Annotated in this window: 21 protein-coding genes, 1 other RNA gene and 1 pseudogene; 7 read left to right on the forward strand and 16 right to left on the reverse strand. The window is 49.0% G+C overall.

Features of this window, described 5'->3' with window-relative positions:
- Nucleotides 1-115: 115 nt before the first annotated feature.
- Genes nagA through kbaZ form a run of 6 tightly spaced genes read right to left on the reverse strand, consistent with a single transcriptional unit; the run spans nt 116 to nt 5,132 of the window.
- Nucleotides 116-1,249, reverse strand: coding sequence for an N-acetylglucosamine-6-phosphate deacetylase (gene nagA / locus FEK47_RS22600; RefSeq protein ID WP_138183380.1), 1,134 nt, complete (start codon nt 1,247-1,249; stop codon nt 116-118).
- Nucleotides 1,246-1,680, reverse strand: a complete 435-nt coding sequence (agaF, locus tag FEK47_RS22605; protein WP_000948824.1) for a PTS galactosamine/N-acetylgalactosamine transporter subunit IIA — start codon at nt 1,678-1,680, stop codon at nt 1,246-1,248. The genes nagA and agaF overlap by 4 nt, the downstream gene beginning before the upstream one ends.
- Before the next feature lie 17 nt (nt 1,681-1,697).
- Nucleotides 1,698-2,576, reverse strand: a complete 879-nt coding sequence (gene agaE / locus FEK47_RS22610; protein WP_001295548.1) for a PTS N-acetylgalactosamine transporter subunit IID — start codon at nt 2,574-2,576, stop codon at nt 1,698-1,700.
- The gene (gene agaW, locus FEK47_RS22615) at nt 2,566-3,345 is read right to left on the reverse strand and encodes a PTS N-acetylgalactosamine transporter subunit IIC (protein ID WP_000406214.1); all 780 of its coding nucleotides are present in this window, start codon (nt 3,343-3,345) and stop codon (nt 2,566-2,568) included. The genes agaE and agaW overlap by 11 nt, the downstream gene beginning before the upstream one ends.
- 10 nt (nt 3,346-3,355) lie before the next feature.
- On the reverse strand, nt 3,356-3,829 hold the full coding sequence (agaV, locus tag FEK47_RS22620) for a PTS N-acetylgalactosamine transporter subunit IIB (RefSeq protein WP_001352914.1): 474 nt from the start codon (nt 3,827-3,829) through the stop codon (nt 3,356-3,358).
- A 22-nt stretch (nt 3,830-3,851) separates the two neighbouring features.
- A complete protein-coding gene (kbaZ, locus tag FEK47_RS22625) occupies nt 3,852-5,132 on the reverse strand; it encodes a tagatose-bisphosphate aldolase subunit KbaZ (RefSeq protein ID WP_138183381.1) in 1,281 nt (426 codons plus the stop codon).
- Between the two features lie 248 nt (nt 5,133-5,380).
- On the opposite strand from kbaZ, the gene agaR (FEK47_RS22630) reads away from it, so the two are divergent.
- Nucleotides 5,381-6,190, forward strand: a complete 810-nt coding sequence (agaR, locus tag FEK47_RS22630; protein ID WP_130259086.1) for an aga operon transcriptional regulator AgaR — start codon at nt 5,381-5,383, stop codon at nt 6,188-6,190.
- A gap of 54 nt (nt 6,191-6,244) precedes the next feature.
- Here agaR (FEK47_RS22630) and yhaV read toward each other — a convergent pair.
- Nucleotides 6,245-6,708, reverse strand: a pseudogene (yhaV, locus tag FEK47_RS22635) (type II toxin-antitoxin system ribonuclease toxin YhaV).
- Nucleotides 6,708-7,043 carry a type II toxin-antitoxin system antitoxin PrlF gene (gene prlF, locus FEK47_RS22640; RefSeq protein WP_001296435.1) on the reverse strand — a complete coding sequence of 112 codons (336 nt, stop codon included), beginning with the start codon at nt 7,041-7,043 and terminating at the stop codon, nt 6,708-6,710. Before prlF ends, yhaV begins: the two are co-directional and overlap by 1 nt.
- Before the next feature lie 487 nt (nt 7,044-7,530).
- On the opposite strand from prlF, the gene agaR (FEK47_RS22645) reads away from it, so the two are divergent.
- Nucleotides 7,531-8,301 carry a transcriptional repressor AgaR gene (gene agaR / locus FEK47_RS22645; protein ID WP_135487216.1) on the forward strand — a complete coding sequence of 257 codons (771 nt, stop codon included), beginning with the start codon at nt 7,531-7,533 and terminating at the stop codon, nt 8,299-8,301.
- A 44-nt stretch (nt 8,302-8,345) separates the two neighbouring features.
- Here agaR (FEK47_RS22645) and FEK47_RS22650 read toward each other — a convergent pair whose 3' ends face one another.
- From FEK47_RS22650 to garD, 7 genes are all read right to left on the reverse strand, one after another.
- On the reverse strand, nt 8,346-9,257 hold the full coding sequence (locus FEK47_RS22650) for an ROK family protein (protein ID WP_135487201.1): 912 nt from the start codon (nt 9,255-9,257) through the stop codon (nt 8,346-8,348).
- Between the two features lie 18 nt (nt 9,258-9,275).
- A complete protein-coding gene (locus FEK47_RS22655; RefSeq protein WP_135487202.1) occupies nt 9,276-10,532 on the reverse strand; it encodes a Gfo/Idh/MocA family oxidoreductase in 1,257 nt (418 codons plus the stop codon).
- A 42-nt stretch (nt 10,533-10,574) separates the two neighbouring features.
- Nucleotides 10,575-11,333 carry a chitin disaccharide deacetylase gene (chbG, locus tag FEK47_RS22660; RefSeq protein ID WP_135487203.1) on the reverse strand — a complete coding sequence of 253 codons (759 nt, stop codon included), beginning with the start codon at nt 11,331-11,333 and terminating at the stop codon, nt 10,575-10,577.
- A gap of 12 nt (nt 11,334-11,345) precedes the next feature.
- Complete coding sequence (locus tag FEK47_RS22665; protein ID WP_135487204.1) at nt 11,346-12,698, reverse strand: 6-phospho-beta-glucosidase; 1,353 nt, start codon at nt 12,696-12,698, stop codon at nt 11,346-11,348.
- Nucleotides 12,699-12,775: 77 nt separating this feature from the next.
- Nucleotides 12,776-14,137, reverse strand: coding sequence for a PTS N,N'-diacetylchitobiose transporter subunit IIC (gene chbC / locus FEK47_RS22670; protein WP_135487205.1), 1,362 nt, complete (start codon nt 14,135-14,137; stop codon nt 12,776-12,778).
- Between the two features lie 74 nt (nt 14,138-14,211).
- Nucleotides 14,212-14,529, reverse strand: coding sequence for a PTS sugar transporter subunit IIB (locus FEK47_RS22675; protein WP_135487206.1), 318 nt, complete (start codon nt 14,527-14,529; stop codon nt 14,212-14,214).
- 432 nt (nt 14,530-14,961) lie between these two features.
- Nucleotides 14,962-16,533, reverse strand: coding sequence for a galactarate dehydratase (gene garD, locus FEK47_RS22680; RefSeq protein WP_130223828.1), 1,572 nt, complete (start codon nt 16,531-16,533; stop codon nt 14,962-14,964).
- Nucleotides 16,534-16,907: 374 nt separating this feature from the next.
- Between garD and garP the strand changes: the two genes are divergently transcribed.
- The 5 genes from garP to rnpB all read left to right on the forward strand — a co-directional run bounded on the left by garP (nt 16,908) and on the right by rnpB (nt 21,599).
- The gene (gene garP / locus FEK47_RS22685; RefSeq protein WP_064529564.1) at nt 16,908-18,242 is read left to right on the forward strand and encodes a galactarate/glucarate/glycerate transporter GarP; all 1,335 of its coding nucleotides are present in this window, start codon (nt 16,908-16,910) and stop codon (nt 18,240-18,242) included.
- A 15-nt stretch (nt 18,243-18,257) separates the two neighbouring features.
- A complete protein-coding gene (gene garL, locus FEK47_RS22690; RefSeq protein ID WP_130204646.1) occupies nt 18,258-19,028 on the forward strand; it encodes a 2-dehydro-3-deoxyglucarate aldolase in 771 nt (256 codons plus the stop codon).
- Between the two features lie 29 nt (nt 19,029-19,057).
- Nucleotides 19,058-19,948: a 2-hydroxy-3-oxopropionate reductase gene (gene garR / locus FEK47_RS22695; protein WP_130260155.1), complete on the forward strand. Its 891-nt coding sequence runs from the start codon at nt 19,058-19,060 to the stop codon at nt 19,946-19,948.
- 96 nt (nt 19,949-20,044) lie between these two features.
- On the forward strand, nt 20,045-21,190 hold the full coding sequence (garK, locus tag FEK47_RS22700; protein ID WP_130219249.1) for a glycerate 2-kinase: 1,146 nt from the start codon (nt 20,045-20,047) through the stop codon (nt 21,188-21,190).
- 32 nt (nt 21,191-21,222) lie between these two features.
- Nucleotides 21,223-21,599: RNase P RNA component class A (gene rnpB, locus FEK47_RS22705), an RNA gene on the forward strand.
- Between the two features lie 247 nt (nt 21,600-21,846).
- On the opposite strand, the gene tdcR is transcribed toward rnpB, so the two are convergent.
- Nucleotides 21,847-22,065 (reverse strand): transcriptional activator TdcR, encoded by a 219-nt coding sequence (gene tdcR / locus FEK47_RS22710; protein ID WP_240730984.1) that lies wholly within the window; start codon nt 22,063-22,065, stop codon nt 21,847-21,849.
- Nucleotides 22,066-22,229: the final 164 nt, after the last annotated feature.

Raw genomic sequence — 22,229 nt, forward strand, 5'->3', positions numbered from 1 at the left:
ATACAAGGTCGGATAAGACGCGTCAGCGTCGCATCCGACACCACTGCTCAGATCAAAACGAAAGAAAAAGAAAGGCCTTATGGGAGAAGTGAAGGCCCAACAACGGAGCAAACAATTAAAACGAAGCTAATTGACCCTGAACCCAAATTTGTTGCACATACAGCCCGCTATCCAGTGCAACGACGCTGGCGCGTTTGCCCGGTTTAAGCGATCCCAGAACATCATCAACACCCAGCATTCGCGCCGGATGCAGCGACGCCATATGAATGGCTTCCGCAGGCGTTACGCCCGTCAACTCGACCATGTTGCGCACTGCCGCATCGACAGACAGCGTACTGCCCGCCAGCCCACCGGACGCGGTACGCACAATACCTCCGTGCATCTGCACCTCTTCACCACATAACCTATACCGACCATCCGGCATCCCGGCTGCCTGCATAGCGTCGGTGATCAGTACGATTCTCTCTTTCGCACAGCAACAACACAGCGACATCGCCGCCGGATGCACATGATGCCCGTCGGCTATCAGTTCCAGCCAGGCGCGCTTGTCCGTTAATCCCGCGCCAACCATTCCCGGTTCGCGGTGATGTAAACCTGTCATCCCGTTATAGCAATGCACCAGGCCGTCTGCGCCAGCGTCAAATGCGGCGCAGGTTTGTTGCCAGGTGGCTGCGCTATGCCCCAGCATCACCCGTACGTTCTGCTGTTTAAGATGACGAATAGCTTGTAACGCGCCCGCTTTTTCCGGTGCTAACGCCACCACACGCAAGGTGTGTTGTGAAACGGCAATCAATTGATCCAGCTCGGCAATTTCCAGCTCGCGGAACAGCTCCGGCGGATGCGCGCCTTTATTCTGCGGCGTGAAGTACGGTCCTTCGAGATAACTCCCCAGCACTTGCGCACCAGGTCCGCCGCGTTGGCAACGTTGAGCAATACGTTCCAGCGCCGCATGAATGGCATTAAGCGGCGCGGTTACGGTGGTCGGCAACCAACTGCCGACACCTTCGCGCGCTTTGTGCATTGCCAGTTTGTCGAGCACATCCGGCGCATCATCCATTACATCAACGCCCGCACCACCATGTACATGAGTGTCGATGTAAGCGGGGCAGATCAGTTCCGCATCGCGTTCAGTCACGCCCACTGGAATCGGTTCGATTGCTGCGATTACATCGTCAGCAATACGCAACTGATGGTCATCGAGCCATCCTTCTTCAGTCAGCAGCCTTCTGGCGCGCAGAACGTGTGTCATATTCCTTCCTCGACCGGACATTCCTCATGGCAGCGGCCTAACTCGTCCACCAGACTGGTCAGCCCACGATGTCCACACTCCAGTGCCTGCACACGGAACTCTTCACCGCTTAACCCTTCGCGCTCCAGCACCATCTCCAGTAGCAGTTGTAAATTGGTCCCTGTAATCACTTCACAGCCCGGTTTTTGCATCGCCAGCGTTGAAGCTACGCGAAACGGCGTGCCGCCCAGCAAATCCGTCAGAAAAACAATGCCGTCTTCACAATCCAGTTGGGCGATGGCCTCTTCAAGCTGCGATGTAAGCAGCGCGGTGCTTGAGGTTTCCGGAAAATCGATGGCGATAAACTGCGATTGCTCACCGAGGATTTGCTTCATTGCTTTTTCCATGCCGCTGGCAAACCCGCCATGCCCTGTCAAAATAATACTTAACATCTAATACCTCATTGTATTTAAAGGAAATGACAGAATTTACCGACGATGCCGAGAACCACGGTCACCGCAATCAGGCGCAGCGGACTCCAGCCGCGGCGTACCAGCCAGAACATGGTCAGGGTGTAGACCAGTGGTAAGAAGGCAGGCATCAGTTTGTCGATAACATCAGCCTGTAACTTAACCACTGCGTCGCCCGCCGTGATTTCCAGCGTGGTACTTAAGCGAACATAGGTTGCCACCAGCGCACCGATTACCGTCATCCCAACGATAGACGCTGCATGGCCGACTTTTTTGGTATTCGCTTTAATGAGTGGAATCGCCGCCACGCCCATGCGGTAAGCATAATGCGCCAGACCAAAACGCAGCCCCAGGTGTACCACGTTGAACAGCACAATAAAGACGACTGCGCCAAGAATGGAGCCTTGCAATGCCAGACTGGCTCCAATCCCGCCACAAATCGGCAGTAGCGTTAGCCAGAACATTGCATCGCCAATCCCGCCGAGCGGCGCACCGACGGCAATTTTGGTGCTCTGAATACTGTTAACGTCCTGCTTAGAACGCTCCATCGCAAGGATAATGCCGATAACAAACGTCACCAGAAACGGATGGGTATTGAAGAAACCCATATGCCCCTTCATGGCGCGCGCCAGGTCGCGTTTATTAGTGTGGATCTTTTTCAGAGCAGGCAGCAGACCGTACAACCATCCGGAAGCCTGCATACGTTCGTAGTTAAAAGACGCTTGTAAAAGCATGGAACGCCAGGCGACGCGGTTGATATCTTTTTTCGTCAGCTCCGCGCCAATGCTCTGATCTTCATACACGTTTTCATTGACGCCAGTCAGCAATGTTTCTTCGTTTTCACTGACGTTCGGCAGGGTGGTTTGATTAGATGCCATCTTCAAATTCCTCTTTCTGTGCCGCAGGTTGAGTCGGTTCAGGAGATTTACGCAGCAGATCGATCAGCGCCATCGCCAGCGCGGCGGCAGCAATAGCCAGCACCGGTAACTTGAGCCAGGCTGCGGCAACAAAGCCCAGGATGAAGTAGGGGATGTAGACATTTTTCATCATGATTTTCAGCAGCACGGCAAAACCGATTGCTGGCATGATGCCGCCCGCGACGCCGAGGCCGTCGATTAATCGTTGCGGCAGGACATCAATGATGGTTTTTGCATGTTCCGCGCCGAAGTAGATAGGCAGGAAAGCGCAGAGAAAATAGAAAGTGCCGAGTGCCAGCAGTGCCAGATAGTTCACGCGTTCAATGCCGCGAGTATCGGCGTTCTCCGCCATCCGGTCACAGCGGGACATCACGCCAGACATCACCGAGAACAGGAAGGTAATCCCCATCTGTACTGCGACAGCGAAAGGTACGGCGACACCGACTGCGACATCGGGTTTCACGCCAGTAGTAATGGCAAACGCCGTGCCGACGATAGTACCGATAATCACGTTAGGCGGCTGTGCGCCCGCCAGCGGGGCCAGCCCCATCCACACCAGTTCCAGCGTACCGCCGGTTAAAATACCGGTATGCAGATCGCCAAGTACCAGCCCGACCAACGGGCCGAGGACCACCGGGCGGTGCATATGGGTTAGGCCGTTAAACATATCCAGGCCAGCGATAAAGGCGATAATGCCCAACGCAAATGCCTGCAACAGACTGATTTCCATGATGAATCCCTCAAAGTAATTTAAAGAGGTCCACAGCAGGCTCTGTCGGGACGCCCTGAACGAAGCATTCCACCCCAGCGGCTTTCAGGTCGTTAAATGCTGCGATATCGCCCGCATCCACAGAAACCGTTTTGGCGATTTGCTGCTTGCCATTGGCGTAGTGCATATTGCCAACGTTAATGCGGCTAACCGGGACGCCACCTTTCACCAGCGTCAGGAAATCGGCGGGTGTTTTACAAACCAGCAGGATTTTCTGCCGATCGGCGGCGCGATGAATGTTGTCGATAACTTTTTGCAGCGTCCAGAAACGTACGGCGATCCCTTCTGCCAGCACCATTTCCATCAGGTTTTGTTGTACCGGATCTTCGGCAACCTCATCATTGGCTACCAGCACCAGATTTGCCCCCGCAAATCCGACCCACTGAACGCCGACCTGACCGTGAATCAAGCGTTCATCAATCCGGCTTAAAACAATATTTGGCATAGCGTCTTCCTCTTTGTTTTGCTTATTGGCCTTCACAGGCTGTGTGGTACTGCGCCAGGATGTCCTGAATGTGGTTGATAATGAGTTCCCGTGGCGTTGGCTGCAGCTCGCCGGAGCGAACTTTCACGTATTGCAGCGGCAGATACTGGCTGATGAGCGGCAGCGGAATAGGCGCATCCGCCAGATTACGAACCAGATGGGCGAAAGCGTCATCAATCTGGCTGTCCGGCCAGTAGTAACGCACGCGATCCGAGTAGCTATAACCACGCGCCAGACGACGCGCGTTGCCGTCACCGTGGTAGTGGCTTTGCCAGTATTCCGGGCGGTCGAGCATCACGTTTTCCAGTACCTGACGCAGACCGGAACAGGCTTTCGCTGGCACCAGTTCTTCTTCAATCGCTGCCAGAGAGAACAGGGCTTCACGCAGGGCGAAGGTCAGCGCCGGGCCGACTTTCAGAATGGCAAAGTGGTCAATAACCAACTGACGTAACGATTGCGGCGTTTGATAATCCGTAGAGTGAGCTTCGAAAATCAGCGTTTCGTAGTTTTCGACCATCTGGCTTAAGGCGGTCGCTTTGGCGGGCTGATAATCAATAACGTTGGTGTGATCGAATTCGACGCCAGGCTGAACTACCAGCGCAATGATGCGCGGCCAGATGGCATTCAGACCTTGCTTTTCAAAAGTGTGACGATGGGCTTCCAGCGTGGCGCGGGCGGCATCCGGCGTGGTGACTGCCAGTTCGCTTAAGGTTTCATGTGCGCCGCCAGGCACCGGAACTTCGGTGCCTATGACATACACCAGATCGGCCTCGCCAAAATGTTCACGGCAGGTTTCTTCCGCCACTTTCGCCAGACGAGCGGCGCGTTCGGCAACGATGCCATCAGTTAAGGGAACCGGATCGTCCTGACAGGACATGCTGCAATCAAGGTGAATTTTTTTGAATCCTGCCGCGACGTAGCTTTTAATCAAATCATCGGCATTGGCCATCGCCTGAGCGGCAGGCAGGTTTTGCCAGCGGTTTGGCCCCAGATGGTCGCCACCCAGAATCAACGCGTCCTGTGGGAAACTCAGCGAGTCAGCAAGCTGGCAAACAAAGCCGCGAAAATCGGCGGGCGTCATTCCGGTATAACCGCCGAACTGGTCCACCTGATTGGACGTCGCTTCAATCAGTAGCGGCGTTTGGTTTGCACAGGCGTAGCGGATTGCAGCTTCCAGCACCAGCGGATGTGCGGAACAAACGGCATAAATCCCATTTGTTTTGCCCTCTTTATGCTGTCTCACCATTTCTGTCAGATGTTTCACTTTCCTCTCCAGTTCAGATTACTGCAACTTTAATCTTTCGTTTTGTTTCAATTGATACTGCGACATGGTGAGATAAAAATAAAACGAAAGATAATAGTTTTCTGATCTGATTCACAAAAGAAACATAATGAAAGCCACTGAAACGAGCGTAGCTTGCGTCAATGGGCAAGGTGGGCTTGCATTTGCTTAATAGAAAGGCGTTAATAGGCAAAACGAAATGAAACGAAAGTTTTACGAAAGGACTTACTATGAGTAATACCGACGCTTCAGGCGAGAAGCGAGTGACAGGCACCAGTGAGCGACGAGAGCAGATCATTCAACGCCTGCGCCAGCAAGGAAGTGTGCAAGTTAATGATCTATCGGCATTGTATGGTGTATCTACTGTGACGATCCGTAACGATCTGGCGTTTCTGGAAAAGCAGGGGATCGCTGTGCGAGCCTATGGGGGCGCGTTGATCTGCGATAGCACGACGCCGTCAGTCGAGCCATCAGTGGAAGATAAAAGTGCGCTCAACACGGCGATGAAACGCAGCGTTGCGAAAGCTGCCGTTGAGTTGATTCAGCCAGGTCATCGGGTGATCCTCGACTCCGGGACCACCACTTTTGAGATTGCTCGTCTGATGCGCAAGCACACTGACGTAATTGCGATGACCAACGGTATGAACGTGGCCAATGCTTTGCTGGAAGCGGAAGGCGTTGAGCTGCTGATGACCGGCGGGCATTTGCGCCGTCAATCGCAATCTTTTTACGGCGATCAGGCTGAACAATCGCTGCAAAATTACCACTTCGATATGCTGTTTCTTGGCGTAGATGCTATTGATCTGGAGCGTGGCGTCAGCACGCATAATGAAGATGAAGCCCGTTTAAACCGTCGGATGTGCGAAGTTGCGGAGCGGATCATCGTAGTCACCGATTCCAGTAAGTTCAACCGCTCCAGCTTACATAAGATCATCGATACCCAGCGGATCGACATGATCATTGTCGATAAAGGCATTCCTGCGGATAGTCTGGAAGGACTGCGAAAGGCTGGGGTTGAAGTGATTCTGGTCGGGGAGTGAGAAAGGGTGCCCGCTGGTCAACACCAATGCGTTCGGCGGGCATTGTGAATATTATCAATGGGTTTCTTCTGTCTCTCGGGTGAGGGTTTCCCAGTCGGCAGGAGGATGTCCTCTTTTTAACATTTTGCTGAATACGGTATAGGCATCTGTTTTTTACCGTAGGTGCGCAGCGTGTTTTCATCGTTCATCCATCCCAGAATGATGACTTTCTCTTTTTCGCTGTAACGAAAGAAGAGACGATAGCGACCAGCGCCAAATTTTACCCGTGACCAGTCTTTATTTTTCCCAGAGCCTAACGACTTGCCATGACGGAATGCCGGTGATGATGGATTGACCGTGATATGCTCCTCAATCACTTTATGGACTACCGCCAATAACTTTGTGGCGGCTTTTCTCTGATAATTTTCAGGCTCTTTCCCCTTTAATGTCTCGACTTCGGCAACTAAAGCGTCGTAGGTTTCCTGAAAGCAGGGATGAGCATATAGCGCCCAACCATTAACCTTTTGTGGAAAATCCATTATTCGTCGTCGCCAATCTCATCATCAATGTTGACGTCCATGCCAGCGACAAGTTTCTTTCCTTGTTGAATGTCGAATGGACGAGTTTTTTGCGGGTTGTTCTGGATATCTGCATCCAGAAAACGCAAAAATGCATTCATAGTATGATCCTCCTGTTCATCTCCCAGTCGGCACATAAATACTTGCCCACCAGGCAGAATTTCGTAATGAATGCTGTCCAGGCCGGGCTTCAGTTTTAAGGCCTCACGCACTGGCGCGGGGATAGTTGTTTGTCCGCGTATCGTGACCTTTGATTCAGTGGTCAGTACAGCGTTAGAGCGAGCATTAGCGGGCATTGTTCACTGTCCTTTTACAGCCTGTTTTCTGCTCAAATTATAAGCTTGAACTAAGGTAATGCAAATGCATTATTAGCAGCAGAAAGCGCCAGAACCAACGAAAAAAGAGAACATGTTTCCCATTTTGCGAGGCGCTTGCCAAATCGCCCGCTCAGTCCCCTCGCGCCCCAGTGCTAAAACCACTATTTTGCAAATCTGTGACCTCCTTCACTCTCCAAAAAGGTGGTGATCTATCGGTGTGGAGCCCTTTCTGCTTTCGCTTTCTGCCGTTAGCACTCGCTATTTCGTAATCTCTTCTTTTCACTTTTTCAGTTTGTCACTTTCATTTGCGGTCAACCGAAAGATCTGGAGTCGATTTTTCCAGGTTTCAACGCCGTTGTCGGGTTCACAAATTCACTTCTTTTCTTCTGATGTAATGCATTCAAAAGAAAATGAAAGTTTCAAAACGCAAGAATGCAACGAAATACTTTTTCTGGGAGCGATAAATATGCTGGATAGCTTAAGACGCCGCGAACAAATAATTGATTTGTTATGTGCACAGGGAAGCGTACGCGTTGAGCCGCTCAGCATCCATTTTGGTGTCTCATGTGTCACGATCCGCAATGACTTACGGTATCTGGAGCAAAAAGGTTGTGTCATGCGTTCGTATGGCGGTGCCGTATTGAATCAACACTTTGCGCTCGACAGACCCTTACAGGATAAAGATCGCCTCAATCGTGATGTTAAAGTACGAATTGCCGAAAAAGCGGCCAGTTTTGTCAAAGATGGCGATACGTTAATTATCGATTCTGGTTCAACGACCACGCTAATTCCCGCTTCGCTCAAAGGGCGTCGGGATTTAGTCGTCATGACGAATGCCTTGAATATCGCTTGGGAAATGGCCAGTTTTGAGCGGGTGGATGTTATGATCCTTGGTGGAAACGTTCGCCAGAGCGTCTACTCCTTGTATGGACCTTCAGCGGAACAACAACTCCGGCAGTATCGCTTTGATAAGCTGTTTCTTGGCGTGGACGGCTTTTGCCTTGAAGCAGGGATTACCACACCACATCCGGGTGAGGCACACCTGAATCAGGTGATGTGTCAGGTTGCGCAGGAAATTACTGTTGTCGCGGACTCAAGTAAATTTGGCCGGAAAAGCTTCTGTATGATCGGTGAAGTGAGCGAAATAGATCGACTGATTACCGATAGCGGTATTCCAGAGAATTACAAAGCAGCATTAACTCAAATGGGTGTGGAAGTTGTGATTGCTGATGAGTGAGAAAATGTGGCTGGAGATAAACGTCGCCAGCCATATTACTTTATTCAGGTTACATGGTCGATTTGCAGCAACGCCGCGCCTCGTACGCCGCTCGTTGCCCCATGAATTGCAGAAAATACGTGCGCAGGTTCCAGTCCAGGAAGAAGATAACGCGTCATAGCTTTCGGCAATAACGTGTAAATTTCCTTGAAATTAGATACGCCACCGCCAAGAACAAATGCATCCACGTCGAGAATATGCTGCAACTGTGCCAGCGTACAACCAACCATATCTATCCAGGCACTTATGGTGGTGATGGCACTGGGAACGCCACGTTGATGATTTTCTAATAGTGTCTCCATAGTGATTTGCTCACCACTGAAATGCCTGTGTAACCAAAGCAAGCCAGGACCGGACTGGTAGCGTTCCAGACACCCTTGCAAACCGCAGCCGCATTGTAATTCAGGCAGGTTATAGCGCCGCATAAATGTCGCCGGGAGCGGTAAATGGCCAAACTCGCAGGCCATACGGTTACGGCCACGGTACAACTGGCCATCAATAACTAATCCCCCGCCCATACCCGTGCCGATAATCGCGCCAAAGATACGGCTATATTGACGAGCTTGATCGGTATGCGCTTCTGATAGGGCGAAGCAGCAGCAGTCATTATCCATTATTACCGGGCGGTTAAGGCGATTTGCCAGATCGGTTAACACCTGGCGTCCAGTCAGGCAGGGAACGTTAGAAGACAACAGCTTACCGGTGTGCCGATCCATAACGCCGGGCATCCCGATACCTATTTTGCCTTGTGTACCCGTGGCCCAGTCAGCGGTATCAATCAGAGACACAAATGTGGATAGAAAAAGCGCGTAATCCTGAACAGGCGTAGCCACTCGCTTGCGCCAGCAAATTTGTAAATCCTGATCAAAGGCGACTATCTCTGTTTTGGTTCCGCCAATATCAACACCGTAAAACATCGCTCATCTCCTTTGGTTTTACAGCACAACCAGGGTATTTTCCTTGCGAGCGCGCTCGGCGGCAAAGACCATTAAATGACTTTCGAGCGATTCATCTGGTCCTGAAAGAATCATCGCTCGATCATCAGCCATCACGGCATGGATAAAGCTATCCATCAGATAGTAATCACCTCCGCCGTGTCCTCTCATCTGGGTGTGAGTGCCTGCGTCTTCCTCTTCAACGGTATAAATAGTTTGTTGGTCGGTGAGAAAATCAAAACACCGAATGGTGTCGCCATCACCTTCCAGATAGCCTTTCGAACCGAAAAGTCGGGTTTTGCGATCCTCCATTTTCGTAAAGGCAGTCATTGTAAAAGTGACGCTCTGCTGATGCGCAAACTGCATGTTTACCACTTGATGATCAACAACATCGTTATCGCAGCAATAAACACAGCGACCATAGGGGCCATCACGCAGTGCCTGACGAACATTTTCTTCAGTAGGATTTGGTGTTAACACGTGGCGAAAGTGAGGCGTACATTTATGAGCTTCGCCAGCATAAATTTTGCATGCGGACCACGGGCAGGTTGCTTCTGCCTGGCAATCGAGACAGCGCTCGGCGGCACCTTCAGGTTGGTTTTGTTTTACAAAATGGTTGAGCCCGCCAAATGAGCTAACTATTTTACAGTTGTCTCCCATGATGTAGCGGATCCAGTCCAGATCGTGGCAGGACTTTTGTAACAGCATAAATGATGATTCAGACTCGTTGCGCCAGTTACCACGCACAAAAGAGTGAGCCTGGTGCCAGTAACCGACGGGTTCGAGATGCTGCATACTGATAATGTCGCCAATGATGCCGCTGTCGAGTAAGGATTTGAGTTTTTGTGTATATCGGGTGTAACGAAGAACGTGTGCGACGGCTAATAAGACATTATTGCGTTTGATGGCATCAATGATAATGCGGCAATCGTGCTCAGTTGGCGCTAGCGGTTTTTCCAACAGAATGTGGTAACCGAGATTGGCAAAAGCGACGGCCGGATCTCTATGCATATTGTCTTGCGTACAAATAAGTACAGCATCAGCCATTTTGGGCCGAGCAGCAGCCTCTTTCCAGTCGCTAAAAATGTTTTCTGTCGGGATCGTATGCCGGGACACAACTTGCTCGCGGTAAGCCTCTCTTGGTTCAGCAACACCTACCACTTGCATTCTGTCCGGATGCTCAAGGGCATAGCGGGAATATATTTCTCCACGTGCACCTGCACCTATTACTAAAACCGTGACTTTATTTTTACTCATATCAAGAAATACCTTTCTGATAAATTCATCTTAATTGCTACGTTATAAATTACGAAAACTAACAAGATGAAATCCGTGTTTTTCAATCGCATATTTGAGTGACGGTGTAGTCAGAACCGTAAGTTCTTCCAGCCGTTGATAGCAGTAACTGCTCGACATTAAGTGGCTATCTACAAATCCAGGGTGACACATAATTTCCAGCGATTTTTCATCACGTTTTATGGCGCTATCGAGGAGTGACAAAAAAAAGTCTTCTGAAATATTATTATCGTAGAAATTACTGCTGAATCCCTCACTACTTTTGGCATCCAGCGAATCGATTTTTTTCTCTCGCAGAACAGAACGATCGATACGTAATGGTAAATTTTTCTCACACGCGAAACGCGCGACAACGGGATAAACCTGCGGGATCATATGAACACTGTGATGGCTGTCTAAATGGGTGGGTTCTCGTTTAAATACATCAATAAAACGTTGATATTGAGATCTCAGTTCCTGTTCAATTTCACCTGTGTTTAATTGCCCTTGCTCCGCGACATCCCAGATCCATTTACCTAATTGGCCTGCGCGTGCCAGCGAAGGCATATCCGTTAAGGCTGCGCCATAGCTCAAAACAAAATGTAACCCGACGCCGAGCTGTGGGGTTTCGGCACTTAAAGAGGCCGCATGATCAATTGCCGGAGCATTCATCATCGCAGTTGTTGATCGAACGACACCATTTCGTACTGCCTCGATAATTCCATAATTAATACCTTTACTTAGTCCAAAGTCATCTGCATTCACAATTAATAAGCGTTGCATAAGGCGTCCTTGTTATTGATGAGATTGGGTAAGTTCAGCAATGGTACTGGAAAATTGAGGTAGATGTTTTTTATGGGCAATGATCAGTTCACGCACTAATTTTTCAGCGTCGTTATCCGAGGTCATTAGCGGATTAAGAGAAAGAGCCAATAGCGTATCGTTAAAGTTACCACTTATTGCCGCACGGGCTGCTGCAATCTCAAAACATTTGATTGAATGAATGAGTCCCAATACATTTTCGTCAAAATGAGTGAGGCGCGGATGGGGGGTAACACCGTTATTCCCCAGAATGCAGGTCATTTCAACGGTCCAGTCTTCAGGAATGTTTCTTACACTACCCTTGTGTGGAATATTAACGTAATGCTCTGTTTGCGTATCATTATAAATTGCATTAATAACAGCACAGGCTGCGTCTGAATAATATGCACCACCGCGCAGGTCAAGTTCTTCAGGTTTTGTATTTAATTCGGGATTTTTATACAGATCAAATAATTTTTTCTCTAATGCCTGCACAACTTGTGCACGAACACCATTTTTATAAAATTCCCCCATCTCAATGGCGAGCATTTCTTTATGTTTAAAATAGTAACGTAAGTAAGCACAGGGCAGAAGATTAAGTGCCCGAATTAAATTAGGATTGAAGGTTAAACTGTCAATATTTTTGACGGTACTTCCCTCAAGTAAACCTTCAACGACACCATCGAGCAATTCAGCAAAACGTGATTGTCCATTGACCCATACGTCTTTAAGAAAGACCATGTGGTTTAAGCCAAATATGTCTAGTGAAAGGTCATCGTCGGCACCCAGCTTCAGGGCCTTGTGAACGAAACTCTTCATCCCAACAGGGACATTACAGACACCGATAAACCGTTTAAATTGGGTATGGCGGTACACGGCTTCAGTGACCATCCCGGCAGGATTGGTGAAATTAATAATCCAGGCATCGGGGCAAAGTTCTTCTACATCTTTGATGATATCAAAGACCACGGGGATGGTACGCAATCCGTTGAATAAACCGCCCGCGCCATTAGTTTCTTGCCCCAGATATCCCTGACTTAGAGGGATCAACTCATCCATTTCCCGCGCTTTTAATTGCCCGACCCGAAATTGTGTAGTGACAAAGTGCGCGCCCTGTAATGCCGCACGGCGATCCAGAGTTTTCACAACTTTTAATGGTATACCTGCTTTTATCACCATCCGCTGACAAAGGTCGAAAATAATGTCCAGCTTTTCTTTGCCTTCTTCAATATCAACTAACCATAATTCACTGACTGGTAATTCATCGTAGCGTTTTATGAACCCTTCAAGGAGTTCTGGTGTATAGCTACTACCACCGCCAATAGTAACGATTTTTAAATTTTTCATGTTACTTCCATACTCAATATTAAATTGATTTGTGATGCCATGTTTTTATCTGAACGTTGGCATGATGAAGCGTGCTATTAAAACTTCAACGCATTGGCGATATCTTCTTCGCTTTCTTCTTTATTAATTTCGACTTGTGCTTTGTTTGAGATGATGACAAAGGGAAGATAAACCATTGTGGCAACACCTAAGTTAAATAGCGCAAGGAGTAATCCGGCAATGCTCCCATTTGAACTGAAGAATGCATTGAGTCCGGGAGGCATGGTCCAGGGGGCAATATTTGTCGATGGCGGAATAATACCCATGTTATAGGCGATTAAGGTAATCCCAGCGAGAATGGGTTGAATCATCACAAACGGGATTAACATAATGGGGTTCATAATGATCGGCAAACCAAATAAAATAGGTTCGTTGATATTAAAGATACCAGAAGGTAATGCTAATTTAGCAACCTGCCGATAATCTTCCCGGCGTGACGCAATGAAAATGGCGAAAATGAGTCCCAGCGTTGCCCCTGTTCCACCGAGGAAAACGTAAGCGTCAAGCATTGGGCCGGTCCAGAAATGGAAGGTTTTTCCTGCCTCCAGTGCCGCTTGTACCGAACCATATTGTGCATAGGTCGCAATATTCTCCAGCCCCCAGGGACCTAGCGTGCTGCTTTGTAACGCAGTTAATACTAAGCCGCCGTGGATACCAAAGAACCATAACAGGGAATTAAAAACAACGAATGTCCAGCCAACAATACTGCTCATTGAGGTTAATGGCGTAGCCAGCGAGGTAATAATAACCTGATGGAAGTTCGTGCCATATATCGACAATATGCTAGACAAACTCCCCATGATTAACAGGATGATAAACCCTGGCACCATTGCCGAGAATGAGCGTGATACTGCGGCCGGGACACTCGCGGGTAAACGAATCACCCAGTTGTGGCGGATAATAAAAGCGAAAATTTCCGCCACAAGTAACCCAATGATCATTCCAGACAGAATATTGGCTCCCCCCAACCAGTTTGCGCCTATGACGTTAGCGGTTTCTCCTGTTTTGAAGGGGGTAACGGTCATAAACGCTGCAACAGAGAGTAAGCCAACGGATAATGAATCAACTTTCCGTTCTTCGGCCAACCCCATCCCAATAAAAAAAGGCGTCATGAGTGACATAATGCCCAGAGTGCCATGATAAGCACTGTCTCCGACGACGGTGAAGGCGCTTAAGGTTTTAATGGTTGATGGATCCAGACGGACGCCTAATGAATAAAAAAAGGAACCTTCGCTAAAATCTAAAAAAACACTATTAATGAGAACAAACAACGTGCCAGCCAAAGTTAACGGCATCATACGGATAAAACCGTTTTTTATTGCGTTGACGTGAGGTTGTTTCCCTAGTTTAACTGCAAAAGGAAGAATGAGTTTTTCAAGTAACGCCATCACTCCGGGCATAAAAATATCCTTATATACCGATTAATGTATCACTGCGGATTTGGTTTTATTAATATCCTGTTGCTATGGTTTTGTTACTTTTGCTCTTTTTTTATTATGGCGATAGCTGATTTTAGAACACCTAAGCCATCAATTTTTCCATATAATATTGAATCAATAACTTCTACTGGCTTTCCTGGCAATAAGCTTTGGATCTCTGATTGCATGTAAGCAATTTGAGGTCCCAATAATATAACATCAGCTTCCGGCCCTTTCTCTGCGGCAACAGATTCGGAGAATGCCTCGATAATTACTGGCACATCATATTTTATCGCCTGCACTTTCATTTTTGATACCAGCAGTGATGTTGACATTCCCGCTGAACAAAATAAGTATATTTTTTTCTTTTCCATAGAGACTCCAGATATATTACGACATAATATATTTGTCATGCCATGAATGGCATATGAGGCGACTTTAATTAAAAAGCCACGGATGTTTATATTGATTTCCTGAATGTCGTCTTTTGGTATTAATCTCAAAAATTTCAGGAGCCATTGAATAATCTGGTTTGTAGGATTGAATGTCAAGAGAGTGAAATTGTGGGCGTGTTGTAATAAAAATAGCGCGGCTTTCGGTAGGTTTCTTTTTTTGCGGAATGAAAAGTACAGGCAAAATGGTAATAGAATAAATTAATGTTTTTTCAATAGATTACGTTTTTTATGCCTCCAGGAATGAAAAAAACAACAATCTAAAAATACTTTAGATATGTGAGCGTTATCACTTCCTTTTTGTTGGGAAAACGGGGAGACACAGTCTCCCCATTTTCCGTTCATGCAAGGCCGTCAGGTCACCGGTGCCGGGTTAAACACCGCCAGCTGGTTATGCAGTCCCCATTGATCCGAGAAGGTTTTCTTCTTCCCGCTGGCGACGTCGAGAATAAAGTGGAACAGCTTCCAGCCCACCTCTTCAATGGTCTCTTCGCCGGTGGCGATGGTGCCTGCGTTGATATCCATTAAGTCAAACCAACGGTTTGCCAGCTCGGTGCGGGTCGCCATTTTAATGACGGGTACCGCCATCAGGCCGTACGGTGTACCACGGCCGGTCGTAAACACTTGCACGGTGATACCCGAAGCCACCTGTTGCGTGCCACAGACAAAATCGCTGGCTGGCGTCGCGGCGTAAATTAATCCGCGTTTAGTCGGGCGTTGACCGGGCGACAGCACTTCAACAATTGCGCTTTTACCCGATTTAGCAATGGAGCCGAGTGCCTTCTCTACCACGTTTGCCAGACCGCCTTTCTTGTTGCCCGGCGAAGGGTTGGCGCTGCGGTCGGTTTTTCCCATATTGAGATAGTTATCGTACCACTCCATCTCTTCCAGCAGCCGTTTGCCGACCTCTTCGTTAATGGCGCGCGGTGTCAGCAGATGGATCGCGTCACGCACTTCCGTTACTTCTGAAAACATCACCGTTGCGCCGCAGCGCACCAGTAGATCAGACGCATACCCAACCGCCGGGTTTGCCGTTACGCCAGAAAATGCATCGCTGCCGCCGCATTGCATGCCGACAACCAGTTCCGAAGCCGGGCAGGTTTCTCGCTGACGTTGATTCAGTTTTTGTAGATGGCGTTCGGCGACCTGCAAAATATCCTCGACCATGGACTGAAAACCGACATGCTTTTCATCCTGCAAGCTGACAATGCTGGCGCTTTCTACTGGAATAGCTTGCACATCATCCGTTCCAATCAGCAGGCGTTCAGGCTGCAACTTTTCACAACCCAGACCAATCACCATTACTTCGCCGCCAAAGTTAGGATTGAGCGAAATATTGTGAATGGTACGGATAGGCACAACTGCCGCAGGTGCGTTAATCGCCACGCCACAACCGTACAGGTGATTCAGCCCCACCACGCCATCGACGTTCGGGTATTTTGGCAGCAGATCGCGCTCAATGATTTTTACTACGTAATCCACCACGCCTGCCACACAGTGGACGCTGGTGGTAATGCCGAGCAGGTTTTTGGTACCCACGCTACCATCAGCATTGCGATAGCCCTCAAAGGTATAACCTTCCAGCGGCGGTAAGGGTTCCGGGACTTTGGTTGCCAGTGGTAGCGTGTGTAACGGCGGCGCTTCCGGTAGTACTACCATTGATTCGTCGATCCAGCTTCCGCGTGGGATTGCGCGCACGGCGTAACCAATCACTTCGCCATAACGAATAATTTCACCATTAGCCGGAATGTCCAGCAATGCGACTTTATGCCCCTGAGGAATATGTTCAATTAATTCCAGTCCGTCCGGAAAACGCGTTCCTGCTTTCAGGCCATTATCATTAACAATAATTGCCACATTATCTGTGTCGTGAACTTTTATATAAAACGCAGTTGGCGTTTCTTGTCTGATTTCGATGTTGGCCATTGTGCAATATTCTCCAGCCAGGGACTATTAAAATGAGGACCTGGTCTCATTTAAAAATAAATGACTTCATTGGGTGAAATAAGAATGTCAGGAGTTTAAACGCAGAAATGTGATCAATGTCAATCATTTCAGGGATTGCAGTACCGCCCGGCAAGGCAATGCGTAAATCTGTGCTTTAGCGCGCAACCTTATGTGCATATGCTCAAAATAATATTTAAATCGTATTAATTAAATTAGCATTTGCACAATGATTATTATTCTCGCGCTGCTTATACTGATTCCCGAGTTCATTGTCATTACGGCATAAATGAAACTCATAAATAACATCTTCCCCATAATAATAAAAATCAGCATAAGTACCCGAGGTAAATAAAATGATTCTGGACACCGTTGACGAAAAAAAGAAAGGCGTACATACCCGCTATTTAATATTACTGATTATTTTTATTGTTACCGCCGTTAACTACGCCGATCGTGCAACGCTGTCTATTGCTGGTACCGAAGTGGCAAAAGAGTTGCAGTTAAGTGCGGTTTCGATGGGTTACATCTTCTCCGCTTTTGGCTGGGCCTACCTGCTGATGCAAATCCCCGGCGGCTGGCTGCTTGATAAGTTTGGCTCGAAAAAAGTTTACACCTACAGCCTCTTTTTCTGGTCGTTGTTCACCTTCCTGCAAGGCTTTGTTGATATGTTCCCGCTGGCCTGGGCAGGGATCTCCATGTTCTTTATGCGCTTTATGCTGGGGTTTTCGGAAGCGCCGTCATTCCCGGCGAACGCCCGTATTGTCGCGGCCTGGTTCCCGACGAAAGAACGTGGTACTGCCTCCGCCATCTTTAACTCGGCGCAATATTTCTCGCTGGCGCTCTTCTCACCGCTGCTTGGCTGGCTGACTTTTGCCTGGGGCTGGGAGCACGTCTTTACCGTTATGGGAGTGATTGGTTTTGTGCTGACGGCGCTGTGGATCAAGTTGATTCATAACCCGACAGATCATCCACGCATGTCCGCGGAAGAGTTGAAGTTTATCTCTGAAAATGGCGCGGTGGTTGATATGGACCACAAAAAGCCGGGCAGTGCAGTGGCAAGCGGTCCCAAACTGCATTACATCAAGCAATTGCTCTCCAGTCGCATGATGCTGGGTGTATTTTTCGGACAATATTTTATCAACACCATCACCTGGTTCTTCCTTACCTGGTTCCCGATTTATCTGGTGCAGGAAAAAGGTATGTCGATTCTGAAGGTAGGCCTGGTCGCCTCGATTCCGGCACTGTGTGGTTTTGCTGGAGGCGTGCTCGGTGGTGTCTTCTCGGATTATCTGATCAAACGCGGTTTGTCACTGACCCTGGCTCGTAAGCTACCGATTGTGCTGGGAATGTTGCTGGCTTCCACCATCATCTTATGTAACTACACCAACAACACCACGCTGGTGGTCATGCTGATGGCGCTGGCCTTCTTTGGCAAAGGATTTGGTGCGCTGGGCTGGCCGGTGATTTCTGACACCGCGCCGAAAGAGATTGTTGGTCTCTGCGGCGGCGTCTTTAACGTCTTTGGCAATGTTGCCTCCATTGTCACTCCACTGGTGATTGGCTACCTGGTAAGTGAACTGCACTCCTTCAATGCAGCACTGGTTTTCGTGGGATGTTCGGCGCTGATGGCGATGGTCTGCTACCTCTTCGTGGTTGGCGACATTAAACGTATGGAATTGCAGAAATAAGCAAAGGTATAAGCGATGAATAACGATATTTTTCCCAATAAATTCAAAGCCGCACTTGCTGCGAAACAGGTACAAATTGGTTGCTGGTCAGCTCTCTCTAACCCGATTAGCACTGAAGTTCTTGGTTTGGCTGGCTTTGACTGGCTGGTGTTGGATGGCGAACATGCGCCAAACGATATCTCCACATTTATTCCCCAACTGATGGCCCTGAAAGGTAGCCCCAGCGCGCCAGTGGTGCGGGTGCCGACCAACGAACCGGTAATTATTAAGCGTCTTCTGGATATCGGTTTCTATAACTTCCTGATTCCATTTGTCGAAACAGAAGAGGAAGCGGTACAAGCTGTGGCATCTACTCGTTATCCACCAGAAGGTATTCGCGGCGTCTCCGTTTCTCACCGCGCCAATATGTTTGGCACCGTGGCGGATTATTTCGCTCAGTCGAACAAGAACATCACCATTCTGGTCCAGATTGAAAGTCAGCAAGGCGTAGATAACGTCGATGCCATCGCCGCTACCGAAGGTGTAGACGGCATCTTCGTCGGTCCCAGCGATCTGGCTGCGGCATTAGGCCATCTCGGCAATGCATCACACCCGGATGTACAAAAAGCGATTCAACATATTTTTAACCGTGCCAGAGCGCACGGCAAACCCAGCGGTATCCTCGCACCGGTCGAAGCCGATGCGCGTCGTTATCTGGAATGGGGCGCGACGTTTGTGGCTGTTGGTAGCGATCTCGGCGTGTTCCGCTCTGCCACCCAGAAACTGGCAGATACCTTTAAAAAATAACCACCACCGCAACAAGAGAGATGATTGATATGACTATGAAAGTTGGTTTTATTGGCCTGGGTATTATGGGTAAACCAATGAGTAAAAACCTTCTGAAAGCAGGTTACTCGCTGGTGGTTTCTGACCGTAACCCTGAAGTTATCGCAGAAGTGATTGCTGCAGGTGCAGAAACAGCGTCTACGGCTAAAGCGATCGCTGAACAGTGCGACGTCATCATTACCATGCTGCCAAACTCTCCTCATGTGAAAGAAGTGGCGCTGGGTGAAAATGGCATTATTGAAGGCGCGAAACCTGGCACGGTATTGATTGACATGAGTTCTATCGCACCGTTGGCAAGCCGTGAAATCAGCGAAGCGCTGAAAGCGAAAGGCATTGATATGCTGGATGCTCCGGTTAGCGGTGGTGAGCCGAAAGCGATTGATGGCACTCTGTCAGTGATGGTGGGTGGCGATAAGGCTATTTTCGACAAATACTATGACTTAATGAAAGCGATGGCGGGGTCTGTGGTACATACCGGGGAAATCGGCGCAGGCAACGTCACCAAACTGGCCAACCAGGTCATTGTGGCGCTGAATATTGCCGCGATGTCAGAAGCGTTGACGCTGGCAACCAAAGCAGGCGTTAACCCGGATCTGGTTTATCAGGCAATTCGTGGTGGACTGGCGGGCAGTACCGTGCTGGATGCGAAAGCGCCAATGGTGATGGACCGTAACTTCAAGCCAGGTTTCCGTATTGATCTGCATATTAAGGATCTGGCGAATGCGCTGGATACCTCCCACGGCGTTGGCGCGCAACTGCCGCTGACGGCTGCGGTTATGGAGATGATGCAAGCGCTGCGTGCCGATGGTCTGGGAACAGCAGACCATAGCGCCCTTGCGTGCTACTACGAAAAACTGGCGAAAGTCGAAGTTACTCGCTAATGACGTCGTGCCCGGATGGCTTATTGCTATCCGGGCCTGGAATCCAGGCCGAATAAGAGAAACGCCCCCCGGCGTCATGTGGTAACAGGCAAAGGTATGAAAATCGTAATCGCCCCAGACTCTTATAAAGAAAGTTTATCAGCCAGCGAGGTTGCGCAGGCGATAGAAAAAGGATTTCGGGAAATTTTTCCTGATGCACAGTACGTTTCTGTTCCTGTTGCCGACGGTGGCGAAGGAACGGTGGAAGCGATGATTGCTGCCACCCAAGGGGCTGAACGTCACGCCTGGGTTACAGGGCCGCTGGGCGAGAAAGTGAATGCCAGTTGGGGGATCTCCGGCGACGGCAAAACCGCGTTTATCGAAATGGCGGCGGCCAGTGGGCTGGCGCTGGTGCCATCGGAAAAGCGTGATCCGCTGGTAACCACTTCACGTGGCACAGGGGAGTTAATCCTGCAGGCGCTGGAGAGCGGTGCAACAAGTATCATTATCGGCATTGGCGGCAGCGCCACCAACGATGGCGGTGCAGGGATGATGCAGGCGCTGGGAGCGAAGTTAAGCGATGCCAATGGCAATGAAATCGGCTTTGGCGGCGGCAGTCTTAATACTCTGAATACCATTGATATCACTGGCCTCGATCCACGTTTAAAGAATTGTACGATTCGCGTCGCCTGTGATGTCACCAATCCGCTGGTGGGCGACAGTGGCGCTTCGCGGATCTTTGGCCCGCAAAAAGGGGCGAATGAAGCCACGATTGTCGAGCTGGACAAGAATCTCTCTCACTATGCTGATGTCATCAAAAAATCGCTGCATGTTGATGTGAAAGACGTCCCCGGTGCAGGTGCGGCGGGCGGAATGGGCGCGGCGTTGATGGCTTTTCTTGGCGCAGAGCTAAAGAGCGGCATTGAGATTGTGACTACGGCGCTCAATCTGGAAGAACATATTCATGATTGCACGCTGGTTATCACCGGAGAAGGGCGCATTGATAGCCAGAGCATCCATGGCAAAGTACCGATTGGGGTGGCTAATGTGGCGAAGAAATACAATAAACCGGTAATTGGCATTGCGGGTAGTCTTACGAAGGATGTTGGCGTTGTGCACCAGCATGGTATCGATGCTGTATTCAGCGTGTTAAACAGTATTGTTACGCTGGATGAAGCTTTCAGCGGGGCTTATGACAATATTTACCGAGCTTCGCGCAATATTGCTGCAACACTGGCGATTGGAATGCGCAACGCGGGGTGACAAGGGCGTGTAAACCCTCTATACTGCGCGCCGAAGCTGACCAGACAGTCGCCGCTTCGTCGTCGTCCTCTTCGGGGGAGACGGGCGGAGGGGAGGAAAGTCCGGGCTCCATAGGGCAGGGTGCCAGGTAACGCCTGGGGGGGAAACCCACGACCAGTGCAACAGAGAGCAAACCGCCGATGGCCCACGCGAGTGGGATCAGGTAAGGGTGAAAGGGTGCGGTAAGAGCGCACCGCGCGGCTGGTAACAGTCCGTGGCACGGTAAACTCCACCCGGAGCAAGGCCAAATAGGGGTTCATAAGGTACGGCCCGTACTGAACCCGGGTAGGCTGCTTGAGCCAGTGAGCGATTGCTGGCCTAGATGAATGACTGTCCACGACAGAACCCGGCTTATCGGTCAGTTTCACCTCTTCAACGAAAACCCGCTAGTGCAAACTGGCGGGTTTTTGCTTTTAGCGGGGCGGTAAGATGAATGACTGTCCACGACGCTATACCTAAAAGAAAGCGGCTTATCGGTCAGTTTCTTTTTTTCAGTATAAATACTCTTTTTTCGTCACCCTTGTTGTCTCCCGAGATTACTTACCTTCAAATATGAATTATTAGTTTTGTGATCATCAACACAAAATGCTATCCGTGCATTATGAGGGCAGCAGAAATCATGGAAAACGATTGCATTCACAAAATGACGTCCTGCTATGATGGTAAAAGTTGACGTTAATCAATTGTTCGAGATGATCAATATCTGTATTCGATTTTTTAAAATATTGATAAAATAGATGTTTTGTGGCCAACAAATTCCGCGAAAAAATGTGACGCGGCGCATTATTTACCTGTAAATATGATTTGTTTATAATAAAATTTGATAACTTGCTCATTAAATTTAACTTAAAATTCGCCTGAGAAATACACGATATTTGCTTGAAATATCGTCGCAGGACATTTTTTAATAAGCCATATAAAGCGTGTTGTTATCGCCATAAAATATGGTTATCCCCCCCTGTGTTTTTTGATAAAAGTCAGGCTTTACGTCGATTTTATT

It is taken from the genome of Escherichia sp. E3659, from assembly GCF_005781135.1.
Taxonomy (GTDB): domain Bacteria; phylum Pseudomonadota; class Gammaproteobacteria; order Enterobacterales; family Enterobacteriaceae; genus Escherichia.

Excerpts from the sequence above, each read along its gene's own strand:
- nagA (WP_138183380.1), bottom strand. The coding sequence starts at position 1,249 with ATGACACACGTTCTGCGCGCCAGAAGGCTGCTGACTGAAGAAGGATGG.
- agaF (WP_000948824.1), bottom strand. The coding sequence starts at position 1,680 with ATGTTAAGTATTATTTTGACAGGGCATGGCGGGTTTGCCAGCGGCATG.
- agaE (WP_001295548.1), bottom strand. The coding sequence starts at position 2,576 with ATGGCATCTAATCAAACCACCCTGCCGAACGTCAGTGAAAACGAAGAA.
- agaW (WP_000406214.1), bottom strand. The coding sequence starts at position 3,345 with ATGGAAATCAGTCTGTTGCAGGCATTTGCGTTGGGCATTATCGCCTTT.
- agaV (WP_001352914.1), bottom strand. The coding sequence starts at position 3,829 with ATGCCAAATATTGTTTTAAGCCGGATTGATGAACGCTTGATTCACGGT.
- agaR (WP_130259086.1), top strand. The coding sequence starts at position 5,381 with ATGAGTAATACCGACGCTTCAGGCGAGAAGCGAGTGACAGGCACCAGT.
- prlF (WP_001296435.1), bottom strand. The coding sequence starts at position 7,043 with ATGCCCGCTAATGCTCGCTCTAACGCTGTACTGACCACTGAATCAAAG.
- agaR (WP_135487216.1), top strand. The coding sequence starts at position 7,531 with ATGCTGGATAGCTTAAGACGCCGCGAACAAATAATTGATTTGTTATGT.
- FEK47_RS22650 (WP_135487201.1), bottom strand. The coding sequence starts at position 9,257 with ATGTTTTACGGTGTTGATATTGGCGGAACCAAAACAGAGATAGTCGCC.
- FEK47_RS22655 (WP_135487202.1), bottom strand. The coding sequence starts at position 10,532 with ATGAGTAAAAATAAAGTCACGGTTTTAGTAATAGGTGCAGGTGCACGT.
- chbG (WP_135487203.1), bottom strand. The coding sequence starts at position 11,333 with ATGCAACGCTTATTAATTGTGAATGCAGATGACTTTGGACTAAGTAAA.
- FEK47_RS22665 (WP_135487204.1), bottom strand. The coding sequence starts at position 12,698 with ATGAAAAATTTAAAAATCGTTACTATTGGCGGTGGTAGTAGCTATACA.
- chbC (WP_135487205.1), bottom strand. The coding sequence starts at position 14,137 with ATGCCCGGAGTGATGGCGTTACTTGAAAAACTCATTCTTCCTTTTGCA.
- FEK47_RS22675 (WP_135487206.1), bottom strand. The coding sequence starts at position 14,529 with ATGGAAAAGAAAAAAATATACTTATTTTGTTCAGCGGGAATGTCAACA.
- garD (WP_130223828.1), bottom strand. The coding sequence starts at position 16,533 with ATGGCCAACATCGAAATCAGACAAGAAACGCCAACTGCGTTTTATATA.
- garP (WP_064529564.1), top strand. The coding sequence starts at position 16,908 with ATGATTCTGGACACCGTTGACGAAAAAAAGAAAGGCGTACATACCCGC.
- garL (WP_130204646.1), top strand. The coding sequence starts at position 18,258 with ATGAATAACGATATTTTTCCCAATAAATTCAAAGCCGCACTTGCTGCG.
- garR (WP_130260155.1), top strand. The coding sequence starts at position 19,058 with ATGACTATGAAAGTTGGTTTTATTGGCCTGGGTATTATGGGTAAACCA.
- garK (WP_130219249.1), top strand. The coding sequence starts at position 20,045 with ATGAAAATCGTAATCGCCCCAGACTCTTATAAAGAAAGTTTATCAGCC.
- tdcR (WP_240730984.1), bottom strand. The coding sequence starts at position 22,065 with ATGAGCAAGTTATCAAATTTTATTATAAACAAATCATATTTACAGGTA.